The 16,953-nt window shown below is 40.7% G+C and carries 18 protein-coding genes; 13 read left to right on the top strand and 5 right to left on the bottom strand.

Going from position 1 to position 16,953, the window contains the following annotated elements; genetic code table 11:
• Positions 1 to 450 precede the first annotated feature (450 nt).
• Both IEX12_RS18705 and IEX12_RS18700 read left to right on the top strand, forming a co-directional pair.
• Entirely contained in the window at positions 451 to 927 is a 477-nt protein-coding gene (locus IEX12_RS18705) for a hypothetical protein (protein WP_155555233.1), read from the top strand.
• A 141-nt stretch (positions 928 to 1,068) separates the two neighbouring features.
• On the top strand, positions 1,069 to 2,106 hold the full coding sequence (locus IEX12_RS18700) for a lactonase family protein (protein WP_188725664.1): 1,038 nt from the start codon (positions 1,069 to 1,071) through the stop codon (positions 2,104 to 2,106).
• 309 nt (positions 2,107 to 2,415) lie between these two features.
• Here the strand turns inward: IEX12_RS18700 and IEX12_RS18695 are convergent, their stop codons facing one another.
• The 4 genes from IEX12_RS18695 to IEX12_RS18680 are packed head-to-tail and all read right to left on the bottom strand — an operon-like array spanning position 2,416 to position 4,960.
• Positions 2,416 to 2,826 (bottom strand): DUF3021 domain-containing protein, encoded by a 411-nt coding sequence (locus IEX12_RS18695; protein ID WP_088052183.1) that lies wholly within the window; start codon positions 2,824 to 2,826, stop codon positions 2,416 to 2,418.
• Positions 2,816 to 3,277, bottom strand: a complete 462-nt coding sequence (locus IEX12_RS18690) for a LytTR family DNA-binding domain-containing protein (RefSeq protein WP_188725663.1) — start codon at positions 3,275 to 3,277, stop codon at positions 2,816 to 2,818. Before IEX12_RS18690 ends, IEX12_RS18695 begins: the two co-directional genes overlap by 11 nt.
• Before the next feature lie 22 nt (positions 3,278 to 3,299).
• Positions 3,300 to 4,046, bottom strand: a complete 747-nt coding sequence (locus IEX12_RS18685) for an ABC transporter permease (protein WP_188725662.1) — start codon at positions 4,044 to 4,046, stop codon at positions 3,300 to 3,302.
• A gap of 14 nt (positions 4,047 to 4,060) precedes the next feature.
• Positions 4,061 to 4,960 (bottom strand): ABC transporter ATP-binding protein, encoded by a 900-nt coding sequence (locus tag IEX12_RS18680; RefSeq protein WP_155555238.1) that lies wholly within the window; start codon positions 4,958 to 4,960, stop codon positions 4,061 to 4,063.
• A 435-nt stretch (positions 4,961 to 5,395) separates the two neighbouring features.
• Between IEX12_RS18680 and cax the strand changes: the two genes are divergently transcribed.
• The gene (gene cax, locus IEX12_RS18675; protein ID WP_188725661.1) at positions 5,396 to 6,460 is read left to right on the top strand and encodes a calcium/proton exchanger; all 1,065 of its coding nucleotides are present in this window, start codon (positions 5,396 to 5,398) and stop codon (positions 6,458 to 6,460) included.
• Between the two features lie 327 nt (positions 6,461 to 6,787).
• Here cax and IEX12_RS18670 read toward each other — a convergent pair whose 3' ends face one another.
• Positions 6,788 to 7,336: a MerR family transcriptional regulator gene (locus IEX12_RS18670; RefSeq protein ID WP_188725660.1), complete on the bottom strand. Its 549-nt coding sequence runs from the start codon at positions 7,334 to 7,336 to the stop codon at positions 6,788 to 6,790.
• 216 nt (positions 7,337 to 7,552) lie between these two features.
• Here IEX12_RS18670 and IEX12_RS18665 point away from each other — a divergent pair, with 216 nt between their 5' ends.
• The 10 genes from IEX12_RS18665 (at position 7,553) to IEX12_RS18620 (ending at position 16,664) form a co-directional block, all read left to right on the top strand.
• Complete coding sequence (locus IEX12_RS18665) at positions 7,553 to 8,440, top strand: DUF6612 family protein (RefSeq protein WP_188725659.1); 888 nt, start codon at positions 7,553 to 7,555, stop codon at positions 8,438 to 8,440.
• A gap of 219 nt (positions 8,441 to 8,659) precedes the next feature.
• Entirely contained in the window at positions 8,660 to 9,613 is a 954-nt protein-coding gene (locus tag IEX12_RS18660) for a nuclease-related domain-containing protein (protein ID WP_088052190.1), read from the top strand.
• A 119-nt stretch (positions 9,614 to 9,732) separates the two neighbouring features.
• A complete protein-coding gene (locus tag IEX12_RS18655) occupies positions 9,733 to 9,978 on the top strand; it encodes a hypothetical protein (protein WP_188725658.1) in 246 nt (81 codons plus the stop codon).
• Positions 9,979 to 10,069: 91 nt separating this feature from the next.
• Entirely contained in the window at positions 10,070 to 11,140 is a 1,071-nt protein-coding gene (gene prfA / locus IEX12_RS18650) for a peptide chain release factor 1 (RefSeq protein ID WP_102414439.1), read from the top strand.
• Position 11,141: 1 nt separating this feature from the next.
• A complete protein-coding gene (gene prmC / locus IEX12_RS18645) occupies positions 11,142 to 12,011 on the top strand; it encodes a peptide chain release factor N(5)-glutamine methyltransferase (protein ID WP_188725657.1) in 870 nt (289 codons plus the stop codon).
• Positions 12,012 to 12,326: 315 nt separating this feature from the next.
• Positions 12,327 to 12,941: a stage II sporulation protein R gene (gene spoIIR, locus IEX12_RS18640; protein WP_088053497.1), complete on the top strand. Its 615-nt coding sequence runs from the start codon at positions 12,327 to 12,329 to the stop codon at positions 12,939 to 12,941.
• 72 nt (positions 12,942 to 13,013) lie between these two features.
• Complete coding sequence (locus IEX12_RS18635; RefSeq protein ID WP_088052195.1) at positions 13,014 to 13,415, top strand: GNAT family N-acetyltransferase; 402 nt, start codon at positions 13,014 to 13,016, stop codon at positions 13,413 to 13,415.
• A gap of 237 nt (positions 13,416 to 13,652) precedes the next feature.
• Positions 13,653 to 14,816: a GNAT family N-acetyltransferase gene (locus IEX12_RS18630; RefSeq protein WP_230856173.1), complete on the top strand. Its 1,164-nt coding sequence runs from the start codon at positions 13,653 to 13,655 to the stop codon at positions 14,814 to 14,816.
• A gap of 128 nt (positions 14,817 to 14,944) precedes the next feature.
• A complete protein-coding gene (locus IEX12_RS18625) occupies positions 14,945 to 15,961 on the top strand; it encodes an L-threonylcarbamoyladenylate synthase (protein ID WP_088052197.1) in 1,017 nt (338 codons plus the stop codon).
• A gap of 148 nt (positions 15,962 to 16,109) precedes the next feature.
• On the top strand, positions 16,110 to 16,664 hold the full coding sequence (locus tag IEX12_RS18620; protein ID WP_188725656.1) for a manganese efflux pump MntP: 555 nt from the start codon (positions 16,110 to 16,112) through the stop codon (positions 16,662 to 16,664).
• Positions 16,665 to 16,953 lie beyond the last annotated feature (289 nt).

Below are 16,953 nucleotides of genomic sequence, written 5' to 3'. Positions count from 1 at the left end.
GTATTTTAAATTCTTTTGAATGTCTTGTGCGTTTCATGTTGTAAGCCTCCCTAACACATTAAGTAGTATAATACATTCCACTCTTAGTGTCCAAGTTTATTTAGGGGCTTATGAGTCAAGTGTTTTCAACGTTGCTTATGGAGTTTGGTCAATTGTATTACTTATATTCTCGATTTTTGCTGTTAATAATCGGGATTCGGAAAAAATTGAAAAGGATAAAAGATTGCTTGGGTTTATTCATACGTTTATGTTATGTGTGATAATTTTTATCAGTACAAGTATGGGCATTATTTGGATTTTAAGTATGAGATATGTAGTTTATACTTATTTAAGTGACTTTCGTGTTCTATTTATAGTACTCTCTATTTTGGGGCTAATTGTTTATTATTATTTAATGATTCGGTTACTATTGGAAGCAATTGCTGTTCTAAGGCAGAAAGGAGGAAAAAAGTGAGAGTAAGATATATTTTCCTGATTTGCTTTTTCAGTCTATTGATTAACATTGTCAGTATGTACAATATATTTTTTGGGATTTGTTCATTGTTTTTAATATTGCTCGTTGTAATTCCTCAGTTGATTGTTAAAACAGTAAACAGAGCTAAAAGGAAGGACAGTGAAAGATCCTTTGCTGTTAGAAATTTAGCGGGATATGGTTCACAGAAAATAACACGATCTATGAATAAATTTTCCATTTTATTTAGCTTAGCCGTAATTTATTGCGCTGCGGCAGCCTTCATATTTATACAAATAAACCGTAAAGATGCTGTTCGTGCCTTTATGATAAATCATTTTCAGTTTGGTAAAATAACATTGATTGCACAAACGCTAAGTATACTTGGATACATTTTATTTATAGTTTCATTGACCCTTGTTACGTTGAACTCTATTCGATTGGTTAGAAACGAAGAAATATTTGCTGGTAAATAACATACGTTTCATTTCATGTATTAAATAACGGGCCGGGGGATTGAATAAATGAGTAAAACAATTATCTGTGAAAGGTGCTCTGGTATTATTAGAGATAGGGACGATTTGGTAGACTATAAATTTCAATAAGGGGAGATACAAATGGTCGCAAAATACATCGGCTTTGCCGGTACATACACACGCCAAAATAGTAAAGGAATTTACCGTTTTGAGTTGGATACCGAAACGGGGACACTTGATATGTTACAGGTAGCGGATGAGATCGGAAATCCAACCTATCTAACCATCAGCGCAGACAATCACTATCTCTATTCAGTAGTTCAAGATGGGGGTAGAGGTGGTATAAATGCGTATGAACTAGATCGTATAACAGGTACATTGCAACACATTAATAGCCAACTGACAGAAGGAGCGCCTCCCTGCCATTTGGATATTTGTGGGAACGTACTTGTTACCGGTAATTATCATAAAGGGGAAATTGGGCTTCATCATGTTCAGAAGCAAGGGGCGCTGGAAGCGGGAACATTTTTAAAGCATAAAGGGCACGGTATCCACGAACGCCAGGAAAAGTCACATGTGCACTATACCGGGTTTACTCCAGACGGGAAGCATGTCGTTGCTGTTGACCTTGGTACAGATGAGCTAGTTACGTATAAGGTAAAGGACAATAAACTTACACGTGTCGCTACACTGCAAGTAAAACAAGGTAGTGGCCCTCGACATATTGTATTCCATCCAAATGGAAATACTGCTTATCTTCTTACGGAATTAAGCTCAGAGGTAATTGTTTTAATGTATGATGCGGAAACGGGGACTTTTTCCGAAAAACAATACATAAGAACGGTTCCCGATAATTTTACAGATAAAAATGATGCTAGTGCCATTCGCATTTCTGCTGACGGAAAATTTGTCTATACCGGGAATCGTGGGCACAATAGTATTGCTGTATTCCAAGTTGATGAAGAATCATTCACCCTTTCGATGGTAGAAATTGTCCCGTCAGGTGGGGAGTGGCCACGAGATTTTATTATAGATCCAAGTGAAGCTTACATTATCGTATCCAACCAGCATACCGGAAACCTCGTCCTGTTTACCCGTAATAATGAAACGGGAAAGCTCTCTAGAATGGGTTCTGAAATTAAGGTGCCTGAAGTAGTCTGTGTAACGTTTTTGAGGTAATACAGAAACATTCTTTTCGATAGAGAACGTTGGTGGCGTTACCAATCCTTTTTGTACCTACTAAGCCCGATCGACTAAGAGAAAAACCCGATCGAAGTGAGGAAACTCGATCGAAGGCGGAAAAAAACCGATCGGAAGTGGAAAAACCCCGATCGAAGGTGAGAAAAACCCGATCGGAAGTGGAAAAACCCCGATCGACTAGAAGAAAAGCCCGATCGAAGTGAGGAAAGACCAAAACAGCTGCCTTTTTACAGCAAAAGGTTCGACAGTTGGGCTGACAAACTAGACCGAGCAATTTGCCCGGTCTTGTCAATCCTTTCTCTGCAACTGCTCATTCAGGTCATTTTCCATTTTTTTAAAGTATAAGTAGTACCCTGTCCAATATAAACTGTACATGATAATAAACAGTAAAATGCCAAGCAGGATAGACAAGATTTGGAATGGAATCCAGCCAATCGGGATCGCAATAAGAAAAAAAACTATGATGGAAAGGCTAAAATGGATGACCGTCTTTTTTAATGGGCTCCATCTGTCATTTTCATAAATAAATGAGGATAACCCAAAATAAATCCCAAGTATAAGGCTTGCAAGCATATGCGTCCATACCTCGGATATGGAAACTTCTATATGATTAAACTTTATAATGGTCAGGGCAACAAATGTATAGATCCCACCGAAGGCAACACCGATCATGCCTCTTTTAAGTATTTCAATCATCATTTGCCACCCCTCCTGTTAACAATTTTTCTTTTACTTTTGCTACATGGTTTCGTGAAATATACTCTTTATTTCCGGATTGGAAGTAGACACAAAGGTTTCCATTAAACGATAGCTCAAATCGCTGGATAAGATGGTGATTGCCGATAACTGATTTGGAAAAACGCATAAAGTGATAAGGAGTCAGTATTTCTTCTACTTCATAAAGCTTCATTTTAATTTCAAATCTTTTATTTTTTATGGCTGCGAATACTTTTCTCTTTTCAGCGTATACGAAATCGATATCATTTGGATCAAGCAGCACGGTTTGATCATCTTCTATGCCAAATAAACGTCTTGATTTTCTTTTTCTGATGAGATTAACGATCTTATCCAGATCTTCAGACCATTGACTGGCTTGAATGGTAATCGATGTTTCCGTGTGTTTTTCATCAATATCTATGTTTACCTTCATCCCCATCCCCCTTATGCCTTAACTAGCCCCGTGCTCGTTTTAAAAAATATGGATAGCGTACGGTTGCAATGATAAAACCAATGCTGCCAAATGCAAATAAAATGAGTAATGTCTGAAAGAGCTCCTTGAACATTAGTGTACCATTCATTGCATCCTGAAATGCTTGGTGCGCCCAATATTGTGGAAGGAAGTGGGCGATGGTTTGCAGGAAATCAGGCATCATATCAATTGGTATCCACAGCCCGCTTAACAAGGCACCACCAAGCCCGATAATCTGGGTGATGGCAAGCCCCATATTGTCTGTCTTTACAAGTAATGCTAATGCTAACCCCAGTCCAGTGGAGGTAAAAGCTAAAATTACTGACAAAACGAGCAGAAATATCGGTTGTGCTAATGGTATCTGATAAACGAGTTTACCAAACAAAAATAAAATAATAATTTGCACCCATACTATAAAGATATATGGTATCCATTTTCCAAGCAAATAAAAATAAGGGGAAATCGGTGTACTGGCAATTCTAGCTGTCATTCCCAAGTCTCTGTCCTTAAGAAACGTAGATACCATTGAAATCATAATAAAAAATACAAACATAACCGTATAACCGGGAACAATGGAAGTAATAATTTGTTGTCTGGCCGACTCGTCGACTCCTGAGGTGAATACAGCAATAAATAAAACAGTGAAAATGATTGGTAAGATAAGCATCCAAAACAGCAATCCCCGATCTTGCAGATTCTTTTTAATTTCCAACGTAACTATGGCTCCCATAAAACCTCTCCTAATTAAATTATTTCATCCCTCAACTTATTTCCGGTTACCGTAAAAAAGACATCTTCCAAACGCGGCCGGACGAGCTCTAAACGTTCCAATCCATTATCCCGGATTTTATAAAACATCAGTACCTCCTCCATTGCCGATAGCGGAGTTTTTGTCGTTAACAGATAACCGTCTTTATGAGGGGATACTTCTCCAAACCTTTCCATCTCCTTTGGCAACGGTATGGTCCCTTTTACAAAAATAGCCGGGACTGCATACTGTTGTAACAAATCGCCGGTCTTACCATAGTGTATGGTTTTTCCGTGATCCATAAATGCCACCTCATCACATAACTGCTCCACTTCTTCCATATAATGGCTGGCGTAGATAATAGTACATCCCTTTTGTTGTAATCGCCGGATCATTTCAAAAATATAACGTCGTGATTGTGGGTCAATACCGACAGTAGGTTCATCCATAATAATCAGCTTCGGCTGATGCATTAACGCACAGCCAATGTTTAAACGACGCTTCATTCCTCCTGAGAAATGGAGTACCTTGTCTTTTACCCGATCGGCTAATCCGATCTGATGCAAAACCTCTGTTGCTCTATGCTGGAGTGTTTTTCCTTTTAAACCGTATAACTTTCCAAAAAAGCAGAGGTTGCTGTACGCAGATAAGGTTTGTTCTAAACATATTTCTTGTGGTACGTAACCAATCTCTTCTTTTCTATTGCGGCCGTTGGTCACCTGTATATTTCCGTGGTAATCCTGGATGATGGAGGCAATAATTTTTAATAATGTCGATTTACCTGCCCCATTCGGTCCTACTAAGCCAAAACAGCTGCCTTCAGAAATGGATAGAGAAATTTGTTTTAAAGCCTCCTTTTTTCCGTAGAATTTCGTAACATTTGTAATGGTTATCAATGGTCCCACCTTCCTTTATCACATTATCGCAAATGTTTTTCGTTTATTTCTCGAAAGCAGGGATAACTTGCATTATTCGATGTATGAAGTTACAGATTTATGGTATGAGTGCGGGTACAAACGTAAGCCTGGTTTAAAAAGCAAATAATATCCATTTAAATTGGGTAAAATACCTTCAAGGTGATGTTGTAAGTTCAAACAAGAAAAAATCCATCGATGTCGGAACGTTTGTTAACGTAAAGATATTGTATAAAAATCACACCTATTTTAGTGTAGTTTCGGGTACAAGAACACTTTTCAAATTTCCTTAGGCATTAATGTCTCTTTTTTTCTATGAGAAGGCTTGCGCAGGGTAAGTTTAGTTTTCAGTAGTAAATTTAGAAAATAGGTGCTGTGGGGATGTAATGAATAACTTTTAAAGGGGAGGGTTACAAAATGGTAAACAAACTTTTCATCATCCTCGTCATAATCGGATTGCCACTATCAATAATTGGCTCCCTATTTCACTGGTCCGAGGTTATCATGTTTGTTGTGTACTGTTTGACAATTGTTGCCCTGGCTGGGTTTATCGGACGGGCGACGGATAGTTTATCGATTGTGATGGGGCCGAGAATTGGCGGGTTAATGAATGCTACGTTTGGGAATGCAGTTGAACTGATTATTTCTATCTTTTCCCTTAAGGCTGGACTTATCGGGATTGTTTTGGCATCGCTCACCGGCTCTGTGCTGGGGAACTTGCTCTTTGTGGCAGGGCTTTCCTTTTTTATTGGCGGTTTAAAATATAAGCGCCAGTCTTTTGATATTTATAATGCAAGACATAATGCTGGACTGCTCATTTTTGCTGTATTGGTTGCTTTTGTTATCCCGGAAGTATTTTCCCATACAATGAATGATCAGGACACAATGACACTCAGTATCGGGATATCGGTTATTTTAATTATTTTGTATGCTGCGGCACTGGTATTTAAGCTGGTAACCCATCGCGGTGTATATCCGAATAGTGGAGAAACGGAGCAAACGGATCGGGAAGAGGAAACACCGGAGTGGGGGAAAGGAAAAGCTGTTATCATCCTGGCTGCGGCAACAATTGCAGTTGCCTATGTTTCGGAAAACTTGGTTCATACATTTCATACCGTTGGCGATACATTCGGCTGGTCAGAGTTATTTATTGGGGTAATTATTGTGGCGATCGTCGGGAATGCTGCAGAACATGCATCCGCGGTAATAATGGCTTATAAAAACAAAATGGAGGTAGCCGTAGAAATTGCCGTCGGTTCAACGCTGCAAATAGCGATGTTTGTGGCACCGGTTCTCGTTTTACTATCACTCTTTTTCACAACTTCCATGCCGCTTGTTTTTACCTGGGCGGAATTAATCAGCATGGTAATGGCAATTTTGCTAATGATTATGATTTCCGTCGATGGGGATTCCAACTGGTTTGATGGCCTTGTTTTGCTCGCCGCGTATTTCATTATGGGGATTGGTTTTTATTTGCTGTAGTTTTGGAAGTGTATGTTGACGTCGTAGTTTCGAGCTGCGGAGAACACAAGTAATCGTCCAGTTCGCCGCGAATGATTTGGGGGCCTTTTTGAAAAACCTCTATCTAATAAAATCCTCATCCCGATGGGGGAATCGGGTGAGGATTTTTGTACGGTTTTGTATCGGTTAATTGCCTGGCGGGCGGTTGCGTTTATATTTATTTTGGTTCTTCATATCGTTCAGTTCTTCCTTGCTCTTGTTTTTCGTCTTTGTTTTATCCTTTGCCATTAAAATAGCCTCCTTTTCGTTTAGTTTGGCTAAATTTTATTGAAAAGATGCAGGGGGCATTTATTTAAATAGCTTTGCAAAAGCTTCCTTCTTGATTTTGTAATCGCTTGTTGTCCGTTCTTGTTTTAATTCGTTGATTTCCTGTTTTAGATCGTTTATTTTCTCCGTTTGTTTTTCGATCATTTTGATTCGCTTCTTTTGCTTGTCCTGTTGTTCTTTTACAGCCGTTATCGATTTTTCCTGGCTGGCGACATTGGCTACGGTTTTTCCAATTGTCTGCATCACCGTTAAGATGTTATCCTTGTAATTCCCCTGATCCAACGCGGACTGGACATCTTCTATTGAACTCTTCTTTGTAACCATAAAACTTCTGTCACCTAGCATTTTCTTAATGGATGCTTTTTTATAATTTTGGTTTTTACATTGTTTAATAAATTTCAAAACGTCGATTGCCTCAGGATGGTAGTATATTACATCCTGCTTTTCTGCTTTTGGGATATACACGTTAAATTCCTCGATCCAATTTTCTGCAGTACTTTGTGGAACGTCAACGATATGGCACAGACCATGTAAATTTAACAATTCCAAAGCTTTCACCGTCTTTCTCATCGTAATTTTTCATGTGACCATATTCAATTGTATTTTTTAATGGTAGTATAATATTGTGGAAAAAATATGTAAGACATACGGAAAAAACGAATAATCTTTTCATGATGAAACGCACAGACTTGATACCATATTTTTAAAAAAGTGAATAAAATGAAACCTTTTATTTCGTTGTCCGTATACATATTTGTAGAATTATTTTGGAAAGGTGGATACAATTTGAAAAAATGGATGTTATTAATCGTGGCCGGGGTATTGGCACTTGTACTTGCTGCATGTAATAAGACTGCCGAACCAACAGAAGGCACGAGCAAGGAAAAAGAGAGTGACTTAACAGCGGAGGAAGTATATACGAAGGCATTGGAAACCTCTGAGAAAATGGAAAGTGCCGAAGTATCAATGAACTTGAAACAGCGAATGGAGTCTGAGGCAGATTCGGTTGCAATGGATACGGAAAGTAAATTTGATACAAAAATGACGATGGATCCAATGGCAGTTTATCTGAAAGGAACTACAAAAATGACGATGGACGGTTCCGAAGAGAAAATGCCAGAAATGGATATGGAAATGTATATGGTTGATGATGGAATGTATATGTTTAGTGATCAGCTTGGCGGCGGCAACTGGTTGAAAATGGAAGGTACTTCAATGGACGCTATCCAAGAAATGGCTGGTCAGCAGCCAAATCCGTCTGATCAGTTGAAAATGCTGAAAGATTATGCAAAAGATCTTTCATTTGAACAGTCAGATAATGAATTTATCTTAAAGCTGTCTGCTGACGGGGAAAAATTCAATGATTTGATGCAACAAACGATAAAGGACTCCTTGCCGCCAGAATTGATGCAGCAAATGGGTGAGGAAGGAAAGCAGGCTCTTGAGAATACAAAGATTAACAGCATGAACTATGAAATTACGATCGATAAAGAAACATTTGAAATGAAAACATTCAATATGGACATGGATATGGCCATGAAACAGAATGGTTCTGCCTTAAATATTGTGCAGAATATGGAATCCGAGTACTCGAACATTAATAAAGTCGACGCAATCGAAGTGCCGGCAGATGTGAAGGAAAATGCAATAGATGCAGCAAATCAGCAACAATAGAGATTAATAGTTTTTTGTTTGGAAAAATGCGCCGTTTATTAGGCGCATTTTTTATTTGGTGACGGATAGCCATAAATCCGTGCTATTGATAAAAAATGACATTGAAAAATAGAAAGTAGTGACGGTTTACGCTTTAAAACAGATTTTTAGGAGATTTTATTTATCTTAACCATTTTTGTAGTATGATAGGATATAGACTACAAGAAAGGATATGGTTGAATGATTATCCCCCTTGATGAATCGGATTATATCCCCCAATTAAAAGCCTTGGATCAAAGGATCGCACTACAACATCCCGAAAAGCAGCTTATACAAGGTCATCTAAAAAAAGAAATGGCCGGTGCCAAGGGCCAGTCCGCATTAACCTTCCATTTGAAATTATTGCGTGATGAAGATTATTACATTTTACGCAACCCGCGGATTGATGATGGAAATAAGCACTTCGAAATTGATAACCTTATTTTATCCAACAAATACTTTCTCCTGGTAGAGGTAAAAAACTGGTATGGCACATTATTTTTTGATGGTGAAAAACAAGTTATTCGTGTTGGTGATGATGGTAAGGAAGAAGGGCTCCCCAATCCGATTCCACAGGTAAAACTGCAACGGCATCGGTTGCAAAAATGGTTGCGCCAATTAGATATCCCGCAAATTCCCCTGCTCCATTTCGTTGTAATCAGCTTTCCTAGCACGATTATTAAACCCATGTATACAGACCAACCAGTTCCAGATGAAATATTCCACAGTAATTTACTCCCATTAAAAATAGAAGAACTAAATCAGCAATACAGTAAAAACATCTTGCCCGAGAATACGCTCAAATCAGTGGCCGCACACGTTCGTAATGCACATCGAATAAAGAAAGTAAAGGTATTGGAAAAGTTTCATATTCCTAAAAACGAACTTATCAACGGGGTGTTTTGTCAAAAGTGTTCCGCAAACCCCATGGATTGGCTAAATGGTGCATGGTATTGTCCGGTTTGCATGCATATATCAAAAAACGCACACATACCGGCGCTTAATGATTATAGTCTACTAATTAATAAGGAAATTACTAATCGCGAGGCCAGAGCATTTTTACGCATTGATTCACCGCATGCTGCCAAAAGGATTTTATCAAGTAACTACCTGCCAATTGGAAAAAACGGTTGGCGACGTTATAAATTAAGATGAGAAATAAATTCCAAAAAGAAAAGCCGCCGATCGAAAGGAGAATCCGCCGATCGAAAGTGGGAATCCGCTGATCGAAAGTGGGAATTCGCTGATCGAAAAGGAGAATCCGCTGGTCGAAAGTGGGAAGTCCGCCGATCGAAAAGGAGAATTCGCTGATCGAAAGTGGGAAGCCGCTGATCGAAAAGGGGAATCCGCTGATCGAAAAGGGGAATCCGCTGATCGAAAGTGGGAAGCCGCTGATCGAAAGTGGGAATCCGCTGATCGAAAGCGGAAGTCCGCCGATCGAAAAGGAGAACCCGTTGATCGAAGGTGAAAAGCCGCCGATCTCGAACGGAGCAACCCGATTAGCATCGCCCACTCGATAGCACCACCAACCATACACCCACCCAAAAGAATTTTGACCTCCACCAGCGAGTATACTATAATTAGACTGTTAATCAGAAAGAGGTGGACGTGGTGTTAGACCGTTTACAATCATTGGAAGATCGCTATGATAAATTAAATGAACTGCTAAGTGACCCAGATGTTATTAGTGATACGAAAAAATTGCGGGAATACTCAAAGGAACAATCGGATTTGGAAGAAGTAGTGCAGGCCTATCGCGAATATAAAGATGTGACTACCCAGCTAAAAGATGCCAAAGAAATGCTTGAAGATGAGCTGGATGATGACATGATTGAGATGGTTAAGGCAGAAATTGCTGAGCTTGCCGACTCCAAGGCTGAGCTTGAGGAAAAAATGAAGGTGCTGCTATTGCCGAAAGATCCGAACGATGACAAGAACGTGATTATGGAAATTCGTGGGGCTGCTGGTGGTGATGAGGCTGCATTGTTTGCGGGGGATTTGTACCGGATGTATTCTCGCTATGCGGAATCACAGGGCTGGAAAACGGACGTATTGGAAGCACACACGACCGGAGTCGGCGGATACAAGGAAATCATTTTTATGATTAATGGTACTGGTGCATACTCCAAGCTGAAGTTTGAAAATGGTGCCCATCGGGTTCAGCGTGTTCCGGAAACAGAATCTGGTGGCAGAATCCATACATCGACTGCTACCGTCGCGGTGTTACCGGAGACAGAGGAGGTCGAGGTTGAAGTTCATGAAAAGGATATCCGTGTTGATACATACGCATCAAGTGGTCCTGGTGGGCAAAGTGTCAATACAACAATGTCGGCTGTCCGTTTGACGCATGAACCGACTGGGATTGTCGTTTCCATTCAGGATGAAAAATCACAAATCAAAAACAAGGAAAAAGCGATGAAGGTGTTGCGTGCGCGGATTTATGATAAATACCAGCAGGAAGCACAGGCGGAATATGATGAATCGCGAAAATCAGCAGTAGGTACCGGTGACCGGTCTGAGCGGATTCGCACGTATAATTTTCCGCAAAACCGTGTAACCGATCATCGGATCAATTTAACGATTCAAAAATTGGATCAGATTTTAACCGGTAAATTAGATGAGTTTATCGATGCATTGCTTATTGAAGAACAAACGAAAAAATTGGAACAGATTGGTGAATAAAATGGAAAAGCCAATGAAACAATATGAAGTCCTCAGGCGGGCTTCTCTTTTTTTAGCAGAACATAACCGGGAAGAAAACGTTGCCTCAATTTTACTGCAGCATTACTTGGGTATGTCAAGGGCAGCGTTTTTTGCCGGAATGCGGGATCCGGTTCCGGAAACCATTGCCCAGCAATTTGCAACAGCTGTAAAAGCCCATGCGGAAACAGGGATTCCGGTTCAGCATTTGACGGGCTATGAGATATTTTACGGCCGCAGGTTTCATGTTAATGAACATGTACTGATCCCAAGGCCGGAAACAGAGGAGCTTGTACAGCATGTCATTCAGTTCGTACAGCAATGTAATACGGATAAGTCCTTGACGATTGCCGATATTGGAACAGGAAGCGGGATTATTGCCTGTACACTAGCGCTTGAATTGAAAAATGCTACCATTTATGCAACGGATATTTCGGAGGATGCCTTAACGGTTGCCGAAAAAAATGCTAACGAACTTCACGCAAACGTCACCTTTTTACAAGGAGATTTTTTACAGCCACTTCTTCAGCAAAACATAAAAGCAGATATCATCGTGTCTAATCCACCGTATATTGCCAGGTCAGAAACAAGCATGATGTCTGATACAGTTATCCAGTTTGATCCGGAGCTGGCGCTTTTTGCCGAGGAAAATGGGTTAGCCGCCTACCGAAAAATAATTGGGATGCTTCCGAAAGTTATTAAGCGAAATGCAATGGTGGCCTTTGAGATCGGCTATCAGCAAGGAGAAGTGGTTAAACGTCTATTAAAAGCACAGTTACCGCAAAGCACCGTGCAAGTTCATCAGGATATTAATCAAAAGGATCGCATTGTTTTGGCAAAAATCACCAAGTAACCTTAGCCGACTAGACCACTTTAGCACACATTAGCGGGCTGTAATATACCCCTGTAAACATGAGTACACCAAAAAGGGGATAAACACAGCCCGTAAATACCTGATTCGTTCGGGCCTACACGATGCAGGTCACAAAGGCGTTTTAACAGGACGTTGCGACCTTTAGCCTTTGTTCCTTTCGTTCAGTGGGCGAGGGAAACCTCCACTGGATGAAGTTTCACTTTATAAAAATATAAATTTTACTAGAATACTAGTTTAAAAACATGATTTCCCGCCCATACTGTTTATAAATTAAACAAGAGAGGGTTCGAAATGATGAAGAAACTAGTATTTTTTGCTTTTATAGTTATACTTATTTTTATCATGCTGCCGACCAAAGGCATTTTTCAACAAGCTAGTTCAGATCAGGGTTATCAAGTGATCCCGGACGAGGCCATTCGACTGCGGATTTTGGCTAATAGTGATGGGGATGAAGATCAGCGGATTAAACGAGCAGTCCGTGATGAGGTAAATAAATCGATTGCTGGATGGGTGGAAGATATTGCCGATATTAATAAAGCTCGGGAAGTAATTCAAGGAAAGCTGCCAGCGATTGAAAAAATAGTCGGTAAAGTCCTGGAAAAAGAAGGCGTATCACAAGCTTATCAGGTAGAGTACGGTGAAAATGTTACATTTCCAACTAAATTGTACGGTACTTATTTATATCCAGCGGGTGAATATGAAGCAGTGCTGATCACGCTTGGCGAAGGAGAAGGGGCAAACTGGTGGTGTGTATTGTTCCCGCCGTTATGTTTTTTAGACTTTTCCAACGGGGCCACTGTTGCAGAGGCTGCCAGTGTTGAGGAAGAAGTAAAGGAAAAAGAGGAAGAGGAAAAGGAAGAAGAAGTTGAAGTAAAGTTTTTCTTGTTTGAATGGTTAGGTTTGTCATAGATTCCATTACCACCGCATAGAATCATAGAAAAGGAAAATCCAAATCTACTAAATTTAGCTGAGGTGATGAAGATGAATCTAGTCGCGATCAAGCATGCATCGAAAGAAAAGGTAGAACAATTTTTGGATCATAATCAAGACGTTGTCCGCGATTCACTTTTTAAGAATGGTTATGTAATAGAAATGGATCAGCAAATTGAAGGGTGCTTTATTTTGGAACAGGTTGATATTGGTGTTTACTGGTTAAAGCAGCTTCATGTAACGAAGAAAGCAGCACCATCGCTTCCCGTCTTGCTGGAATCCGTTTTGGCTCTGGCAAAAGAACGAAATGCGAGAAGTGTTTATGTGCATAGTCATCAGCCAATGGTAGATGTCTTGCTTGAGGCACTGCAATTCCATCCACAAAAAGAAAATGTATTTGTGGATAATTATTCGGCAGACAAAGGGAATTGGTGGTCATATAACGTGTCTTAAATGAGTTATCCACACATTTCCGTGGATAATCATCCTAAAAGCTGTTGATAATGTGTACAGTATTAATTTTACTAATAAAATATGTGGATTATGTGTATAACAATAAAATACCTTCTTAAAGTCTGTGGATAATTTCCATGGACTTTTTTTGTGAAAACAGGAAATCCAGCATCGCGCCGTACAAGTAAAAAATGATATGCTAAGGGAACAATAGCCACAAACAACGGAGGAGATATTTTGAAACAAATCAAAACACTGACAGAGGCTGATTATGATGCTGTCTTTTCCCTGTCACAGTTTGCTTTTCAGTATGAATTATCAAAAGAAGGGTTGTTGAAAAAACAGGAGGAAGTAAAGCGCCATATGATTTGGGGCTGGATGGAGGACGATCGGCTGGCAGCGAAACTTCATCTTATTCCATTATCCTGTTACATAAATGGCAACGCTTTTTCGATGGGAGGAATTAGTGCTGTTGCGACATGGCCTGAATACCGCAGACAAGGGATGGTGAAGCACCTGCTTTATCATGCTTTAACATATATGAGGGAAAATGGACAAAGCCTGTCATTCCTTCATCCTTTTTCGTTTGCCTTTTACCGGAAATATGGATGGGAGTATGCTTTTACGGAGCAGCATTACGCCATTCCGCTAGAAAAGTTGAAAAAGAAATGGAGTCCTATTGAAGGATATGTACGGCGAATACAGCCGGATATACCATTATTGCATCGTATTTACACAGAATATGCGAAAGTCTATAATGGCATGCTCGTACGGGATGAGAAATGGTGGAAGCAGCGTGTACTAAAGGATAAGCAACAAATTGCGGTAGCCTATAATGGGGAGGGACATCCAGAAGGGTACCTCATTTATAATGTGAAGGAGCATGTATTTGACGTGACGGAAATGGTTTATAGCAACCTGAATGGATGGAAGCAATTGCTTCATTTTATTGCCAATCATGATTCCATGGCCGATAAGGTGAAGCTTACCGTTCCGGAAAATGATAAACTCCCGCTGTTACTTGATGAACCAAGATTTGAGCAGAAACTGGATCCCTACTTTATGGCACGGATTGTTGATGTTCAGCGATTTTTACAAGCGTACCCTTTCCAACAAGATGGAAAGCTCACTTTCGTTATCAAAGATGAATTTTTCCCGGAAAATAGTGGGACGTATCAATGGCAAAAAACGGCGGAGGAAACAAATGTGACAATTTCAAGATCCAGTAATACAGTAGATGCCGTTCATTGTACGATCCAGGTTCTGACAGGTATGTTACTGAATTTTAAACGCCCAAAAGAATATTATCACGTTGGTCTTCTTAGTGGTGAGGAAAAAACGATTGATCGGCTTGAGCAGCTGATTCCTAACCGGCAAACATTTCTAACCGATTTCTTTTAGGTTTGCGCCCTAATTGTGAATAATGTGGATAATTTTTGTAGCCTGTGGATAAAACCAGGGCAGGCTTTTATATTTTATACATTTTCTATTATCGGCTAGAATAAGTGGTAGAAAAGAGGTCAACGAAGATGCAAACAAAACTTTGGAAAGTGATAGAGCAACAAGGGATACAGGAGGCCGCAGCACTGTTGAAAAACGGTGAGGCGGTTGCGTTTCCAACCGAAACGGTATATGGCTTAGGAGCTGATGCGACAAGCGAAACGGCAGTGGCGAAAATTTTTCAGGCAAAAGGACGTCCGGCAGATAACCCGTTGATTGCCCATGTTGCAACAAAGGAACAACTAGAAAAATTGGTATCGGCAATCCCGCCGTTTGTGGATAAGTTGATTAACGCTTTTTCACCTGGACCATTAACCTATGTTTTGCCAAGTAATGGCCGGTGTGCGGAAAATGTGACGGCGGGGTTATCCACAATTGGGGTTCGTATGCCCAGCCATCCAGTTTCACAAATGCTCCTGCGGGAATGTGATATTCCAATCGCAGCACCAAGCGCGAATATTTCCGGCAAACCGAGTCCGACCACAGCCGAACATGTATGGCAAGATTTAAACGGTAAAATTGCTGGTGTATTGGATGGTGGACCAACCGGTGTCGGGCTTGAATCAACTGTCATTGATTGTACAGGAGAAATCCCCATTGTCTTGCGCCCGGGCGGAATTACCAGTGAACAGCTGGAACAGGTAATTGGGCGTATTATGGTGGATCCGGCGCTTGCCAATACAGATAGGAGACCAAAAGCGCCAGGGATGAAATATCGGCATTACGCCCCTGAAGTTCCTATGTGGCTCGTCGAAGGATCGGCGAAAGAATTGCAGACGGTGATCACAAGGGAGCAGAAAAACTATGACCGGATTGGTGTGATGGCGAGTAATGAAACAGCTTCACTAGTAACGGCTGATCAGATGATTGCACTTGGGGCTAAAGAATCCTTAGCGGAAATTGCCGCAAACCTGTATGATGCATTACGAACCTTTAAAGAAGGTGACATTGATCTTATTTTATGTGAAACATTTCCGGAAGCGGGTATCGGACGAGCAATTATGAACCGGCTGAAAAAAGCTGCGAGTGTTTATGTACAGGAATAGTTTACTAGGCACTTAACGATATGTTGAGATTCGGTGGGTGATGCCATGCTCGATTTAGGGCGGAGAAATCAGCGCCCCATATAGCCTTCATTCATAATCCAACTTGGACATGCATAGGATCTAATAGCATGTCCGGGGAGGTTTGTGGATGTCGGCACATCAGTTGGGCGAAATTGTTTCGTTAGTATTTATGGCTTTTGCCCTGGGAATGGACGCTTTTTCCGTCAGTCTCGGGATGGGGATGCAAAGCTTGCGTCTCAAACGAATAGCATTTATCGGAATGGTGATCGGCTTATTCCATATTATCATGCCGTTTATGGGAATTATGGTAGGAAAAGCGATATCTGTAAAAATTGGTGAGTTAACAACACTGGTAGCCGGCACGCTATTATTTGCGATTGGAGCACAGATGCTTTTCTCCGCGTTTAACCATGAAATAAAAAAAGTTGTGAAGCCTGCTGGAATTGGGCTGTTATTTTTTGCCATAAGTGTCAGCGTAGATAGCTTTTCAGTTGGCTTAAGTCTTGGAATGTCGGGTGTGAAAATAGCAATAGCACTTCTTTTGTTCGGTGCGGTGAGTACTGTTTTAACCTGGATCGGCATGCTCCTGGGAAAAAAAGTTCATGGCTTCCTGGGGGTTTACAGTGAAATATTAGGCGGCAGCATATTATGCGGGTTCGGATTATATATGTTATTCGGGTAAAATAACGGGTGCCAGATGTTGTACGACATCCGTTTTTAATTGGAGCCATTAAGCATTTTCGATCAAGTCCGGTGTGAAAACGCTCGAGAAGTACTTGAAATCGCTCCAGTCTGCTGCGAACCCGCTCGAGAAGCAGTTGAACCCGCTCGAGTCTGACGCATAATCGCTCGAGAAGTACTTGAAATCGCTCCAGTCTGCCGCGAACCCGCTCGAGAAACACCTGAAACCCCCCACGCTAAAAAAGATCATATATTTTCAATCGGCAATACTGCATTCTCGATCGACAGCC

The sequence above is a fragment of the Lentibacillus populi genome (assembly GCA_014642895.1).
Classification (GTDB): Bacteria; Bacillota; Bacilli; order Bacillales; family Amphibacillaceae; genus Lentibacillus_C; species Lentibacillus_C populi.
The sequence above is the reverse complement of the archived record's forward strand: the minus strand, read 5'-3'. Positions and strand labels throughout refer to the sequence as shown.